Source organism: Phyllobacterium myrsinacearum (assembly GCF_014138285.1).
In the GTDB taxonomy this organism is placed as follows: domain Bacteria; phylum Pseudomonadota; class Alphaproteobacteria; order Rhizobiales; family Rhizobiaceae; genus Phyllobacterium; species Phyllobacterium myrsinacearum_A.
In genome coordinates, this window is sequence record NZ_JACGXN010000001.1 from 1,155,397 (window position 1) to 1,171,006 (window position 15,610).

The following is a 15,610-nucleotide window of genomic DNA, read 5'->3' on the forward strand; positions in this document are numbered from 1 at the left end:
TGCGCGCAGTGCCCCCTGTGCAGCCCACTACGAATTGCCTAAGATAAACAGATGGAAATTTGACTCATTTTCATCAAAACTGATCGGCAAGGATGAAAGTGATGGTAGCTTAGTTGATCCGACCCGATTAGATCGTGACTCCTCCATGGGTCAATCGACCCGTTATTATCGTCTGTGTTGCAGCCCTGAAGATTTTTTCTTCACAACCGAAACGAAGGCAAATGGCCCTACTGTCTTTTTTTAAATCTTTCACACCACAGAAGAATGCCGTTGGTCAGATTTTTTCGGTCCAACCCAATCCAATCAGAGCACACTATAAATCCATCGATGACCTGCGCGATCTGGGCGCACGTGTTGCGCGCGGTGAAGATATCCGCCTGCCCGACTACGAACCCATGGTGTTTGAGCAGCGTACGATCGAAAATGCCCGGCTGATCCTCCATTCCTATCGTTCCTCTGACGCGGCTGCACGCAAGGGTGAAACGATTACTCCGGCGGCCCAATGGCTTCTCGACAATTATTATCTTGTTGATCAGAACATCCAGCAGGTCGAGCGCGATCTTCCGAAGAAGTTCTTCCGCCAGTTGCCGCCCCTGACGAGCAAGCCAGAGATCCCGCGTGTCATGGCGTTGGCGTGGCTCTATGCGGCGCATACGGACAGCCAGTTCTCACTCAGCAGCCTGACGGCGATGGTCGAAGGATTCCAGACTGTTTCGCCCTTGCACATCGGCGAACTCTGGGCCCTTCCCTCCGCCGTGCGTTTCATCCTTATCGAAAATGCGCGCCGTTTGTCTTTGCGAGTCGAGCGCGCCCGGCGCATGCGCGCCTACGCCAACAGCGTTGCCGACGAAATCACGCTCAATGCGGACAAGGATACCCTGCCGCAGCTTTTGGCGCAGTACACCACCGCCGCCCGCGACAGCACCTTTGCCACCCATCTGCTCTATCGCCTGCGTGGCGGCGCCATGCATTCCGGTGCAGCCGTTGCCTGGCTTGAAGAAGAGCTGGAAAAGAACGGCAGCGATGCCGAAGATGCCATTATTCAGGAACATACGCGCCAGTCCACCGGCGGCGTTACCATGGGTAACCTCATTCGCAGCCTGAAAGCCATTGATGACGTCGACTGGATCACCTGGTTCGAGACAGTCAGCGGTGTCGACGCGGTTCTGCGTGAGCATTCGAACTTCGACGCCCTCGATTTCCATTCCCGCAATGCCTATCGCGTGGCGATTGAAAAGATCGCCCGCCGCTCAGGCAAGAGCGAGCAGGACATTACGCAGGCCGCGCTTGATCTTGCACATCACAGTGCTGAAACCACGGGCGACGAGAAGAGCGTCACCGTGCAGCGCAAACGTGACGTCGGCTACTATCTCGCCGGCGACGGACGCACGGAACTGGAAGAGACATGCGGTTCCACACCCACCGTACTGCAACGCTGGGTACGGTTCTACAAGATGCTGGGCCTTGCCGGTCTTTGGGTCCCTGCCTCGGTCATCTCGATCGGCATTCTGTTCCTGATCCACTACTGGCTGCGGCGTTACGGCCTGCCGAGCGATACGGTTCTCCTGCTGACGGTCCTGGCTGTTTTCCCGACGATGGAAACCGCCAATGGTTTCGTCAACTGGATCATTCCCATGTTCATGCCGCCCACACGTTTGATCGGCTTTGAATACAAGAATGGCCTGCCCCCGGAGGCAAAAACCCTTGTCGCGGTACCGACGCTGATCACCTCGCGGGATTCCGTCGACGAGCATATCCGCAATCTTGAAGTGCATTATCTGACCAATCCGCGCGGCGAAATCTATTTCGCGCTGCTCACCGACTGGGCAGACAGCAAGGTGGAGCAGACCGAGAACGATCTTGATATTCTCGACTATGCCCGCGAAAAAGTAACCGCACTCAATCAGCACTATACTCAAGGTGGCAACCCGCGTTTCTTCCTCCTGCACCGCAAGCGCCTGTACAACGCACAGGAAGGCCGCTGGATGGGCTGGGAGCGCAAACGCGGCAAGCTGCATGAACTCAATATGCTGTTGCGCGGCGACAAGGACACGACCTATTTCCCCAGCAATGAGGAAGTGCCCGGTGACATCAAGTTCGTGATGACGCTCGACTCGGACACCCGCCTGACCCCGGATTCCGTCAATCGTCTTGCGGGCAAGCTGAGCCATCCGCTCAATCGGCCTATCTACAAGGAAAAGTCGGGCCGAGTGACCAGTGGCTACGCCATCCTGCAGCCACGCGTCACGCCGTCGCTCACAACAGGTGATGACGCCTCATTCCTGCAGCGTGTCTTCTCGGTCAACCGCGGCATAGATCCCTATGTCTTTGCGGTGTCGGACGTTTATCAGGATGTGCTGGGTGAAGGGACCTTCACCGGCAAGGGCCTCTACGATGTAGACTTCTTCGAATTGGCCCTCGACGGCAAGATCGACGAGAACACCGTTCTCAGCCATGACCTTCTCGAAGGCGGCTATGCCCGTGCGGCACTGGTCAGCGACGTCGAGGTCGTCGAAGACTATCCGACAGGCTACAATGTCGACATTTCGCGTCACCATCGCTGGACGCGTGGTGACTGGCAGCTTCTGCCCTATCTGTTCAGCACTCGACCGGGCGTGACTGCGGTTACGCGCTGGAAAATGACCGACAACCTGCGCCGCTCGCTGACGCCGATCTTCTGGATCATCGCCTCGATTGCCGGATGGACACTGCTCCCACCTGGTGTTGCAGCGCTGTGGCAGTTCTTCATGATTTTCAGCATGTTCATCGTTCCGACGATGATCCTGTTCACCAACCTTGTACCGACAAATATGAACCTGTCGCTGAAAGGGCATTTCCAGGCGATCCTCACCGATATTTTCTCCGGTGCCGCCGATATTGCCCTCCGCATCACGTTCATTGCCAACATGGCTTGCCTGATGGCTGATGCCATTGTCCGTACACTCTACCGCGTCTTCATATCGCGCAAGAACCTGCTCGAATGGCGTGCTGCGGCCCAGGCAAAGGCCAGCGCACCGGACACGCTGCAGTACTACGCACGCCTGATGTGGCCCGCGATCATCGTCGCGGCCATTGCAATCGCCCTGCCGCTCGCCACGCAGAGCCGGGCATGGTTTCTCGCCGTCCCCTTCGCGCTGATCTGGTTCTTCTCGCCGGTCATTGCCTGGCTGGTCAGCCGGTCGGCCAAGCCGCTGGATGATCTCAATGTCCGTTCTTCGGACAAGAGCGAGCTGCGCCGGTTTGCCCGCCGCACCTGGCACTACTACGATACGTTCGTTACCAAGGAACAGAACTTCATTCCTCCGGACAATTTCCAGGAGGACCCGCATCCCGTCATCGCAACCCGTACATCACCGACCAATATCGGTATGTATCTGTTGTCGACCGTGGCCGCCCGGGACTTTGGCTGGATCGGCTTCAACGAGACGCTGACACGCATCGATGACACACTCTCCACACTGGAAAAGATGGAGAAATACCGCGGCCACCTCTACAACTGGTACGAAACAACCACCTTGCGCCCTCTCCTGCCGCTTTACGTCTCATCAGTGGACAGCGGCAATCTTGCCGGCCATCTGGTAGCACTGTCTTCCGCACTGGAGAAATGGGCGGAGGCACCGTCCGTCTATCTGCAAAGCGATCTGGATGGCATCCTCGACGTCAGCGATATTCTGGAAGAGGCGATCAACGACATTCCAGACGAACGCCGCGTCCTGCGGCCGTTGCGCCGCCGTCTTGACGAGCGGGTGGCCAATTTCCGCCGTGCCATCACCACCATCAAGGAAGAGCCGGAAACGGCATCCCTGCGAACCATCAATCTTTCGCTCTTTGCCGGTGACATTCAGCGCCTGACGGAAGAGTTGCACGGTGAGCTTGAAAGTGCGCTCAGCACTACCGCCAATGAATGGGCGCTCATTCTCGTCAAGACCTGCCAGGCGCATACGGATGATGCGATCGGCACCCATGCGGGAACGGACAGTCTGCGCGAGCGGCTGGTTTCGCTGGCAACCCGGGCCCGGCAACTGGCCTTCGACACTGACTTCACCTTCCTTGAACGCAAGGAGCGGCGCCTCCTGTCCATCGGTTTCCGCGTCGATACCAACGAACTCGATGCAAGCTGCTACGATCTTCTGGCTTCGGAAGCACGTCTCGCCAGCCTCTTTGCCATTGCCAAGGGCGATATTCCGGTTGATCACTGGTTCCGTCTTGGCCGTCTTCTGGTCCCGGTTGGCTGGCGCGGTGCGCTGATCTCCTGGTCAGGCTCCATGTTCGAATATCTGATGCCGCCTCTGGTCATGATCGAGCCATTGGGCTCCATGCTCGATCAAACCAACAAACTGATCGTCCAACGCCAGATTGAATATGGCGAGTCAAAAGGCCTGCCATGGGGCATTTCCGAAGCCGCCTACAATGCGCGCGATCCGGAAATGAACTACCAGTACACCAACTTCGGTGTTCCAACACTGGGACTGAAGCGCGGTCTGTCCAAGAACTACGTTGTGGCACCCTATGCCAGCATCATGGCCAGCCAGTATCGTCCGGCGGAAGCCGTGGTCAATCTGAAACGCCTGCGCGAAATGGGTGCGCTTGGTCAGTACGGCTTCTATGACGCCGTCGACTTCACCCGTTCCCGTGTTCGCGAGGATGAAGAATATGCGATCGTGCGCAACTACATGGCGCACCATCACGGCATGTCCATCGTCGCCGTCAACAATGTGGTGTTTGAAGGCCGCATGCGCGACCGCTTCCATTCCGACCCCGTCATCGAGGCCGCCGAACTGCTTTTGCAGGAAAAGGCACCGCGCGAAATACCGGTTCTGCAGGCCAAGGCCGACAACCCCATGCGCAAGGCCGTGGAAAGCGGCGAAGAAACGGCATCCATCCGTTTTATCAAGAACCCGCTTGCCGCTCCACGCGCCACGCAGATCATGTCGAACGGTCACTACTCGGTCATGGTCACCGCCAATGGCGGCGGTTACAGCCGCTGGAATGGCCTTGCGATCACCCGCTTCCAGCCCGATCCGCTTGAAAGCGGCTACGGAACATTCCTGTTCCTGCGCGATCTCGACAGTGGCGAATGGTGGTCGGCAACCGGCGATCCCGTGCGGGCGGCAGGTGAGAAGAGCACCACCATCTTCGCCGATTACAAAGCAGAGTTCGTCAAGGAAAACGGCACGATCCAGTCCACGGTGGAAACCATCGTCGCATCGGATTCCGATGGCGAAGGCCGCCGTATCATCATCACCAATACCGGAACAAAAGACCGGATCATTGAAGTGACGTCCTATGCCGAACTGGTTCTGACAGCAGACGATACGGATACGGCACATCCGGCCTTTGCCAAGATGTTCGTGGAAACCGAAATCGATCCGCGCGGCGACACGATCTACGCTACGCGGCGCAAACGCGCCAGCAACGAGCCGGATATTCATGTGGCACACGTTGTCACCGACGGATCGGGTGCCATGCGGGAAATCCAGGCAGAAACCGACCGGCGGGCCTTCATCGGCCGCGGTCGCAACCTGCGCAATCCCGCTGCCTTCGATGAAGGTGTAACCCTCAACGGCAGCCAGGGATTTGTCCTCGATCCCATCGCGTCACTGCGTTGCCGCGTTCGTGTTCCCGCGCACAAGCGGGTCACACTGGTTTATTGGACCTTGGTTGGTCCTGACCGGCACGAACTGGAAGAGGTTGTTTCCCGCTTCCGGCATCCGGACTGCTTTGCCCGCGAATTCTCACTGTCCTGGACAAGCTCGCAGGTGCGGCTGCACCACATCGAGATCAATCCGGATGAGGCCGCTGATTTCCAGCGTGTGGCAACCAGCCTGATCTATACGGACAAAGCCCTGCGCATGCCCTCCGAAAGCATCGCATCCGGACTTGGCAGCCAATCCGATCTGTGGCCGATGTCCATATCCGGTGACTTCCCCATCCTTGCCCTGCGCATCGATGACGAAGCCGACATGGAAACACTGAAGAATGTCTTGAAGGCACAGGAATATTGGCGGGCGAAGGGGCTTGTGGTTGACGTCGTTGTCATCAATGAGCGCTCCTTCTCCTATGCCCAGGACTTCCAGCGCGGGCTTGAAGCGATCTGCGAGAACAGCCGCAATCGCGGTGGACAGTACGGTCCACGTGTCCATATCTTCACCGTGCGCAAGGATCAGATGAGTGACGCGAGCTATAATACCCTGCTTGCCTCTGCCCGTATCGTCATGCACGCGCAGAACGGCACGCTGGTCGAACAGCTGAAGCGTATGGAGGAACTGGCCGCTGACCTGCAGCCGGTTGTCACCGCGACATCCGGCAAGGCTCTTGCCACAGGCGATACCGGTCTTGACGAGCTGCGCAGTATTGCGCCCGCTCCGACACAGCTGGTGAGCAAGCGCCGTCAGAAAACAGAGGGCGGCGATCTTGCCTTCTGGAACGGCTTTGGCGGTTTTGACATGAAGACCGGCGAATATGTCGTCCGGCTTGCAGATCGCACAACCACGCCGCAACCATGGATCAATGTGATCTCCAATGCGGGCTTCGGTTTCCATGTGTCGGCAGAGGGCGCAGGCTTTACCTGGTCGAGCAACAGTCGCGACTATCAGCTTACCCAGTGGTCGAACGACCCTGTGATCAACCGGTCCGGTGAGGCGCTCTACGTCGTAGATCTGGACAAGGGTACTGCGTTCTCGCCAACTGCTTCAGTGCTGCGTGATCCCTCGGTTCAGTACGAGACGCGCCATGGGCAAGGCTATTCGACATTCCTGTCGCGCCACGGCAATGTCGGCCTTGAGCTGACCCATACCATCGACGCGGAAATGCCGGTGCGGGTGTCCAGCCTCAAGATCACCAATCACGGCGGGACAGCCAAGCAGTTGCGTGTTTATGGTTTTGTCGAATGGATGCTCGGCACTTCGCGCGCCAAAACGGCTCCGTTCATCGTTCCGTCGCACGATGCGGACAGCGGCGCGCTGTTTGCCCGCAATCCCTACGGCACCGACCGGAAGGACCACGTGGCATTCTTCGCTTCAAACGTGAAGCCGCAATCCGTGACATCGGAACGGTCCGAGTTTTTCGGCCCGCTGGGCTCGGTGGACCAGCCAGCAGCGGTATTGCGGGCGAAAACCTTGTCCAACGTGGTTGAAGCGGGCGGTGATACGTGTGCAGCACTTGCGGTCGACGTGGAAATCGCTGCGGGTGAAACCAAAGAAATCCTGTTCTACATCGGTGACACTGCCGGTTCCGATGAAGCACGCCGTGTTCTCGCAGAACAGCTCAAGCGTCCGTTTGAAAAGACGCTGGCGGCTTCCAAGGCAATCTGGACCGAGTTCCTCGATGGTCTGCAGGTGGATACACCCGACGATGCGTTCGACGTGATGGTCAACCGCTGGCTGCCCTATCAGAGCCTTGCCTGCCGTATCTGGGCACGAACAGCTTTCTATCAGGCCAGTGGTGCCTTCGGGTTCCGCGACCAGTTGCAGGATACGCTGTCGATGCTGGTGCTCGACCCATCTCTGGCCCGCCATCAGATCCTGAATGTCGCCGCCCGGCAGTTCAAGGAAGGTGATGTTCAACACTGGTGGTTGCCAACATCGGGTGCCGGTGTGCGAACAATGATTTCCGATGACGTGGTGTGGCTCGGTTATGCCATTGCCCACTACACCTCGGTAACAGGTGATATGAGCATTCTGGATGAACAGATCGCTTTCATCGAGGGCAAGGCTCTCGAAACCGGCGAACATGATGCTTTCTATCAGCCGGCAATAACGACAGAGAAAGTCACCGTTTATGAGCACGCGGCCCGCGCGCTCGATCTGGCGATCGCCCGCACCGGCGCACACGGCCTGCCACTCATGCTCACCGGCGACTGGAACGACGGCATGAACCGGGTCGGCGAAGAGGGCAAGGGCGAGAGCATCTGGCTGGGCTGGTTCCTGATCAGCACCCTGCGCGATATCCTGCCGATTGCCCGCCAGCGCAAGGATGCCGACCGCATCAAGCGGTGGGAAGCGCATATCGAGAGCCTCAAAGCCGCTCTGGAAAAAGATGGCTGGGACGGCGAATGGTATCGCCGCGGCTATTTCGACGACGGCTCGCCACTGGGTTCCAAGACCAGTGACGAGTGCAGGATCGACTCCATCGCCCAGTCCTGGAGCGTTCTCTCCGGCTATGGTGATCCTGACCGCGCCAAACAGGCCATGCAATCTGTTGCGACGCATCTGGTCGATGACGAGGTTGATATCATCAAACTGTTCACGCCGCCGTTCAACAAAACGCGACATGAGCCGGGTTACATCAAGGGCTATCCGCCGGGTGTGCGCGAGAATGGCGGTCAGTATACCCATGCCGCAACCTGGGCTGTCTTGGCCATGGCCAAGCTTGGAAATGCCGATGAGGCCTATCGCTGGTTCAGCAAGCTCAATCCGGTGAACCATTCGCTGGATGCTGACAAGGCCGAGTCATACCGGGTCGAGCCCTATGTCGTCGCTGCTGACGTTTATTCGGTTGATCCGATGCGCGGACGCGGCGGCTGGACCTGGTATACGGGTTCCGCCGGCTGGCTCTACCGGGTGGCAACGGAAGGTATTCTCGGCATCAGCCGTCAGAATGACAGGCTGTTTGTCGACCCTGCCCTGCCGACGGCATGGACCGATGGCTTCAGCTTCGTGCTGCGCAACGACAAGGCGCGCTACACGGTTGAGGTCAAGCCGGCAGGCAAGGGCGGTAGAAAGATCACTGTCGATGGCAAGAAACTCGCCAAGGCCGATGCTGGCATTCCGCTTGAAGCATCAGGTGAACACAAGGTGCTTGTGGAAGTCGTGCCAGGAAAATAGTCCGCGGCGAGCTTGCCGCTGACTGAGTAAACCATTTTAATCCGCCGCCTGTGCTTCCGCGCTGGCGGCGGTTCCTTTTCTCGACAAGACAAAGGCAAGAATGAAGCTTGCCGTCAGCAAGAGCACGATGGTTGGTGCCGGGGCGCTATCGAGGAAGAAACTTAGATAGATACCGGCCAATGAGGTTGAAACGGCAACAAGCGCCGATACGAACAGCATGCGCTCGAACCGTTTGGTCAAGAGGAAAGCAATGGACCCCGGCGCAATCAGCATGGCGACGGCAAGAATAATTCCAACGACCTTGAGAGCGCCGACAATTGTCAGCGACAGGATACAGAGCAGTCCGTAATGCAGGAATTTCACCGGCAGACCGATCGCCTGCGCGTGTTGCGGGTCAAAGGCATGCAGGAGCAAATCACGCCGCCAGATACCAAGCGCCAGCATGGTCACGGCTGCAATTACGCCAGTTTCCGCAATATCGCGCCACGCCACGCCGAGCATGTCGCCGAACAGGATGTGGTCGAGATGCACGTCAGACTGGATTTTTGTATAGAGCACGATGCCAAGGCCGAACATGCCCGAGAACACCACGCCCATGACAGTGTCTTCTTTCACCCGGCTGTTTTGCTTGAGGAAACCGGTGGCGAGTGCGCAGATCATGCCCGCTGCAAAAGCCCCGATTGCCAGAGGAATACCCGCGATATAGGCGAGCACCACACCCGGCAGCACCGCATGTGAAATCGCATCCCCCATCAGCGACCAGCCTTTCAGGACGAGAAAGGGGGAGAGCAGGCCCATGGGGATTGCAACCAGCAGCGTGATGACAAACGCCTGCTGCATGAAGCCAAAGCCGAAGGGTTGCAACAAAAGCTGAATCACGTCGTTCATGCCCCCTCCTCCAATGCCAGTTTGGCACGTCGGCGCGCGGCAAGCGTTCCATGCTTGGGTGCGAAAACAAAGGCGGTGAGAAAAACAAGTGTCTGCAGCACAACGATTATGCCGCCGGTCGCGCCATCGAGGAAATAGCTGAAATAGGCACCGACAAAACTGGTCAAAGCGCCAATCAGTACACTCGTCTGGATCAGGCGCGGGAAACGGTCATGCAAGAGATAGGCGGTTGCCCCCGGTGTAACAACCATAGCCACAACCAGAAACGCACCCACCGTCTGCATGGCTGCCACCGTCGACGCACTGAGCAGGGTAAAGAACAGTATCTTGAGGAGTGGAGGATTGAGCCCGATGGAACGCGCGTGATTCTCGTCGAAGAACGTAACCATGAGATCCTTCCATTTGACGAGGAGGACAGCCAGCGACACTCCGCAAATGATGACCAGTTGCAGCGTATCTTCTGGGGTGATCGCCAGAATATTGCCGAGCACAATGGTCTGGATGTTCACCGAGGCAGGGGACAGCGACATCATGAACAGGCCAAGCCCGAAGAACGACGTAAAGATAAGACCGATGATGGCATCTTCTTTCAGCTTCGTCCGCTGATTGAGAAACAGCATGGTGACTGCGGCAAGACCGCCGGAAAAGAACGCACCAATGGAAAACGGCAGGCCCAGCATGTAGGCGCCGGCGACACCGGGCACGATGGAATGGGAGAGCGCATCGCCGATCAGCGACCAGCCCTTCAGCATAAGATAAGCGGAAAGGAAGGCGCAGACACCGCCAACCAGCGCGCTGACCCACATGGCATTGACCATGTAATTGTAGGAAAAGGGTTCGAGAAGGGTCTGCATCATGATTGCGGCTTACCTTTCCCTGTGGGTTCGCCGTAGATCACGAAGGGACGTTCATCATCGCTCAGCACCGTGACGCTGCGCGGGTCCGCATCGGCATGCAGATCAACGCCGCCAAGAATGAAGTGCCGCAGCACGCCACCGAAAGTCATTTCCAGATTGGCCTGTGTGAACACCTTTTCGGTCGGGCCGGATGCGAGAACAGTGCGGTTTACCAGCACAGCCCGGTCACAGAATTCGGGCACGCTGCCGAGATTATGCGTGGAAACCAGCATGACCTTGCCGTCATCGCGCAGGGATCGCAAAAGGCCTATGATGGCCTCTTCTGTCCGCACGTCGACCCCGGTAAAAGGTTCATCCAGAAGAATGATATCGCCTTCCTGCGCCAGCGCGCGGGCAAGGAAGACACGCTTCTTCTGCCCGCCCGAGAGCTCGCCGATCTGGCGCTTGCGAAAATCCGTCATGCCGACCCGTTCCAGCGCGGCCGTCACCATATGCTGGTCGCGCTTTTTCGGGATGCGCAGAAAATTCATATGGCCGTATCGTCCCATCATCACGACGTCTTCGACCAGAACGGGGAAATTCCAGTCGACATCCTCGCTTTGCGGCACATAGGCCACCACATTGCGCTTGAGCGCCCGTCCCGCCTGTTCACCCAGGATCGAGACCGATCCTTTGGCGAGGGGCACAAAGCCCATGATGGCTTTGAACAGGGTGGACTTGCCACTACCGTTGACGCCGACAAGCGCGGTAATCGATCCGCGCGGGATGTCAAAACTCGCATTGCGCAGTGCCGTGTGACCATTGCGGTAGGTCACGGTGACATCATGCACGGAAAGACCAGCCCCCCGCTTTGCAGCGGAGGGACCGGCGAGCGTTTGGGAAGACACGCTCACTGGGTGAAACCTTTGGCTACGGTTTGTGCCGTGACACGCAAGAGGTCGAGATAAGTCGGTACCGGACCATCAGGATCGCTGAGCGAATCGACATAGAGAACGCCGCCATATTTCGCGCCTGTCTCACGAGCGACCTGCTTGGCGGGTGAAGCGGAGATCGTGCTTTCGCTGAAAACTACGGGAATTTTTTCAGCCCGAACCTTGTCGATTACCTTGCGAACCTGCTGGGGCGTGCCCTGCTGGTCGGCATTGATTGGCCAGAGATAGAGTTCTTTCATGTCGAAATCGCGCGCGAGGTAGCTGAAAGCGCCTTCACTGGTCACAAGCCAGCGGCGCTCGACAGGAACAGCGGCCAGACTTTCGCGGATCGGCGCAACGGTCGCCCGGATCTTTTCCGAATAGGCCGCCGCATTGCGGTCATAGACGGCGGCGTTCGCCGGGTCATACTTGCCGAGTGCCTTACGGATATTTTCCACATAGATCAGCGCGGCATTGGGTGACATCCAGGCATGTGGATTTGGCTTGCCTTCATAGGGGCCTTCCGAAATGCCCATTGGCTCTACACCCTCGCTGACAACGACGCTCGGGACATCCTTTACATTGCCGAAGAATTTTTCGAACCAGCGCTCAAGACCGAGACCATTCCACAGAACGAGATTGGCATCTTGTGCCTTCAGGATATCGCCGGGTGTCGGCTGATAGTCATGAATTTCCGCATTGGGTTTGGTAATCGAATCCACATTCGCGGCATCACCCGCAACATTGCGGGCCATATCGGCGATGATCGTAAAGGTGGTGACCACCTTGAACTTCTTGCCGTCGGCAGCGGATGCCGGGCCAAGGATCGTCAAAAGAGTAAAAACAGCAATCAACAGTCGAGATAATCTCATATCGCCTCCAGCAAACTCCAGAAATGGCGCGATTTTCCGCCGCCACTGTTACTCCATAACGTTCGAGTCTTCGTTCGTCAATGCAAATGCAAATGATTTGCAAAAAGAAATTCGATGCCGTTTGCGACGTTGCGGGGAGAGTCTGACGTTGAAATTCTGTGTATCAGTTGCCGTATTTGTCACGGCCAGTTGAGAATCTTTGCAACTGAACGCGTTCTGGCGCATAATCAAGCTCATGAAACACGCTATCAATCAGAAGCCGGATTACGAGAAAGAACTGCGCAAGGCAGGCGTTCGGATCACCCGTCCCCGCCGAATCATTCTCGATATTCTGACCTCCACGGAAGACCATCCGGACGCGATGAAGATTTTCCATCGTGCCATCGAGATCGACGACAGCATTTCGCTTTCGACCGTATATCGGACCATGAACCTACTGGAGGAAATGGGGGCTATTCATCGCCACGCCTTCAACGGGGGCCCATCGCGCTTTGAACAGGCTCATGGCGAGCATCACGACCATCTGATCGACGTCGATACCGGCGATGTGATCGAGTTCCAGTCGGATAAGATCGAAAAGCTGCAGGAAGAAATTGCCCGCGCGCTCGGCTATGACATCATTCATCATCGGTTGGAGCTCTACGGACGAAAGTCCAAGCCGTCGGAATAGTTGACGTCTTCGCACAAACGTCCAAGACGTTTGCTTTCGCGGGAAGCATAACTTGCGCCGGCATTTGCCCGAGGGAGTTATGCATGCAAACAATCCAGCCAAAATCTTACAAGGCCATCAATTTTTCCGAAAAGTACACGCTGTTTTCAGAACAGTGGTCACCCAAAGTCGTTGCCGAACTGAATGATTACCAATTCAAGATCGTCCGCATCGAGGGTGATTTCATCTGGCACGATCATCCGGAAACTGATGAGGCTTTCATTGTTCTGGACGGTGAGCTGCGCATTGATTTTCGCGATGGATCCGTGACGATCAAATCGGGCGAAATGTACGTTGTCCCCAAAGGGGTCGAACACAAACCCTATGCCGAAAAGGAGGTCAGGCTGATGCTGATCGAGCCGCGCGGCGTGATGAACACCGGCAATGAAGGCGGGGAGCGCACCGCCCAGAACGATGTCTGGATCTGAGCAGCACGCGCCCCAGTTCAGTTTATCTGTGCCAATTCGCGGCGCAGAAAATCATCCAGCCGGTCAATGGCCGGGCTCGATGACACCGGGCTGCGCATAATGCCGATTTCGAGGTCATGCAGCGGCGGCAGACCTTCATTCTCGCCGATAACGCGCAGCGTCGACGGCACGCTGCAGGCGGCGAGCGCGGCAACTGCCAGTCCAGCCTGCACAACGGCAATCAATCCGAGCAGGCTGGCACTGGAATAGGTGCAGCGATAGCTGCGGTCCGCATCCCCCAGCGCATCCAGCACATTCATGCGCGCGGCGCAGCCGGGCTCAAACAGGGCAATGGGGAGCGGATCATTTTCCCAGGCAACATGAGTTGGTGATGCCACCCAGATCAAACGTTCGCGGCGTATCACCTCCAATGGCTGGGTAGCCCCACGGGTGAGAATCGCCAGATTGACGCGATCTTCGTCAATCGCCTTCACCAGCGATGTGGATTGCTCGCAAACCAGCTCGACAGTGACCAGGGGATGCTCCGCAGCAAACCGTGACAAAACGGGGGGCAGGAGGAACGCGGCATAGTCGTCGGGAACCCCGAGCCGCACGCTGCCGGTTTCCTCAGGACGGGTGACATTGGCCCAAGCCTCGTCGGACAGTCGTAGCAACCGCCGCGCATAGTTGAGAAAACTCTCACCAGCCAGGTTCGGCTCGACCGAACGGGGATTGCGAATCAGTAGCTGTTTGCCCACCGCCTGCTCCAGCCGCTGCATCTGCATGCTGACAGCAGACTGGCTGCGGCCGACACGCGGGGCAGCAGCCGACAGACTACCGGTTTCAACGACAATCACAAAGGTTCGCAAGAGATCGAGGTCAAGGGGTGCGGCCATGGTGCTATCAACATAGCGAATAGTTTATTCCAAATCTATTCGTTTGTTTGGTGGCAATCGTTGGCGCTAACTGGGTGTCCTTCTACACAGGATTGCTCCTTATGACTGAACCAATTTCCGATCGTTTACCGGCAGCGCGGCTGGCCATCGCCATGGTCATTATTGGTACTGTCGGTGCTTTTGCAACAGAAACACGGCTTGATCCCATAACGATCGTTTTCTGGCGCTGCGTTTTCGGCGCTATCTTTCTCAGTGCCTGGTGTTTTCTGCGCGGTTATCTTCCGGACCAGACGCTCTCCTGGCCGCGACTGGCACGGGCAGCTCTTGGTGGTATCTGCATGGTGTTGAGCTGGGTAGCATTCTTTGCCGGCTTCCGCATGACATCCATCGCCACGACCACCATCATCTATCACATCCAGCCCTTCTTCGTTGTCCTGATTGGCGCAACCCTGCTCAAGGAACGCATCACCTTCGATCAGATCATCTGGATGTCAGGCGCATTTCTCGGTGTTGTCCTGGCAAGCGGCATGGTCGGGGCAGCCGCCCCGGTCAACACCGTGTGGATTCTCGGCATCATCATGTCGCTTGGCGCCGCCATGCTTTATGCAGCGGCGACGATTCTTGCCAAGGGCCTCGGCGAGCAACGGCCGGAGATCACCGTACTCTGCCAAACTGTTATCGGTATTGTCATGCTCGCCCCTTTCGCCAATTTGACAGGACACGTACCGCTGGCGTCCTGGGGATGGCTGGCAAGTATCGGCATTCTTCACACGGGCATTGCCTATATCCTGATCTATTCGGCCTATCCACGCCTGTCGACACCAGTTATCGGCGTGTTGACCTTCATCTATCCGATCGTCGCCATCATTGTGGATTGGGCAATTTATAGCCATCCCCTGGGAATGGCGCAGGCCGCCGGAATGCTGCTGATCGCCTGTGGCACGCTGGGCGTCCGGCTCGGATGGCAGTTTCCGTGGCGGCGGACTTCGGCAGTTTGAAGCGGGTGTGTCCGTCAATGCTGCATCTTCTTGGCGCGTGGTTCGACAGGCTCACCATGAGGGAGAGTGAGGATTGCAGGGAGCAAAGTACTGCAATGCAGGTGAACAGCCTCTGCAATACCTCCGATTAGCCTTGCAGTATCAATCTCCCTCATGGTGAGCTTGTCGAACCACGTACGAGAGTAGTGCAAAACATGTCTTAGTGCTCATCCCCTTTCAACAAAAAAAGCCGCCCACAGGCGGCCTT

9 protein-coding genes are annotated in these 15,610 nt (G+C 57.3%); 4 read left to right on the top strand and 5 right to left on the bottom strand.

Annotated features, from left to right (window positions below):
* The first annotated feature begins 221 nt into the window (after positions 1 to 221).
* Entirely contained in the window at positions 222 to 8,825 is an 8,604-nt protein-coding gene (locus FHW16_RS05785) for a GH36-type glycosyl hydrolase domain-containing protein (protein WP_182548159.1), read from the top strand.
* Between the two features lie 36 nt (positions 8,826 to 8,861).
* Here FHW16_RS05785 and FHW16_RS05790 read toward each other — a convergent pair whose 3' ends face one another.
* Genes FHW16_RS05790 through FHW16_RS05805 form a run of 4 tightly spaced genes read right to left on the bottom strand, consistent with a single transcriptional unit; the run spans position 8,862 to position 12,353 of the window.
* On the bottom strand, positions 8,862 to 9,713 hold the full coding sequence (locus FHW16_RS05790; RefSeq protein WP_182548160.1) for a metal ABC transporter permease: 852 nt from the start codon (positions 9,711 to 9,713) through the stop codon (positions 8,862 to 8,864).
* Positions 9,710 to 10,570, bottom strand: a complete 861-nt coding sequence (locus FHW16_RS05795; protein WP_281410089.1) for a metal ABC transporter permease — start codon at positions 10,568 to 10,570, stop codon at positions 9,710 to 9,712. Before FHW16_RS05795 ends, FHW16_RS05790 begins: the two co-directional genes overlap by 4 nt.
* Positions 10,567 to 11,463: a manganese/iron ABC transporter ATP-binding protein gene (locus tag FHW16_RS05800; protein ID WP_432651993.1), complete on the bottom strand. Its 897-nt coding sequence runs from the start codon at positions 11,461 to 11,463 to the stop codon at positions 10,567 to 10,569. The genes FHW16_RS05795 and FHW16_RS05800 overlap by 4 nt, the downstream gene beginning before the upstream one ends.
* Positions 11,460 to 12,353, bottom strand: a complete 894-nt coding sequence (locus tag FHW16_RS05805; RefSeq protein WP_182548161.1) for a metal ABC transporter substrate-binding protein — start codon at positions 12,351 to 12,353, stop codon at positions 11,460 to 11,462. The genes FHW16_RS05800 and FHW16_RS05805 overlap by 4 nt, the downstream gene beginning before the upstream one ends.
* Before the next feature lie 235 nt (positions 12,354 to 12,588).
* Between FHW16_RS05805 and FHW16_RS05810 the strand changes: the two genes are divergently transcribed.
* Both FHW16_RS05810 and FHW16_RS05815 read left to right on the top strand, forming a co-directional pair.
* Positions 12,589 to 13,023: a Fur family transcriptional regulator gene (locus FHW16_RS05810; protein WP_182548162.1), complete on the top strand. Its 435-nt coding sequence runs from the start codon at positions 12,589 to 12,591 to the stop codon at positions 13,021 to 13,023.
* Positions 13,024 to 13,106: 83 nt separating this feature from the next.
* Complete coding sequence (locus tag FHW16_RS05815; RefSeq protein ID WP_182548163.1) at positions 13,107 to 13,490, top strand: cupin domain-containing protein; 384 nt, start codon at positions 13,107 to 13,109, stop codon at positions 13,488 to 13,490.
* Positions 13,491 to 13,507: 17 nt separating this feature from the next.
* On the opposite strand, the gene FHW16_RS05820 is transcribed toward FHW16_RS05815, so the two are convergent.
* Positions 13,508 to 14,365 (bottom strand): LysR substrate-binding domain-containing protein, encoded by an 858-nt coding sequence (locus tag FHW16_RS05820; RefSeq protein ID WP_182548164.1) that lies wholly within the window; start codon positions 14,363 to 14,365, stop codon positions 13,508 to 13,510.
* Between the two features lie 101 nt (positions 14,366 to 14,466).
* Between FHW16_RS05820 and FHW16_RS05825 the strand changes: the two genes are divergently transcribed.
* Complete coding sequence (locus tag FHW16_RS05825; protein ID WP_182548165.1) at positions 14,467 to 15,363, top strand: DMT family transporter; 897 nt, start codon at positions 14,467 to 14,469, stop codon at positions 15,361 to 15,363.
* Positions 15,364 to 15,610: the final 247 nt, after the last annotated feature.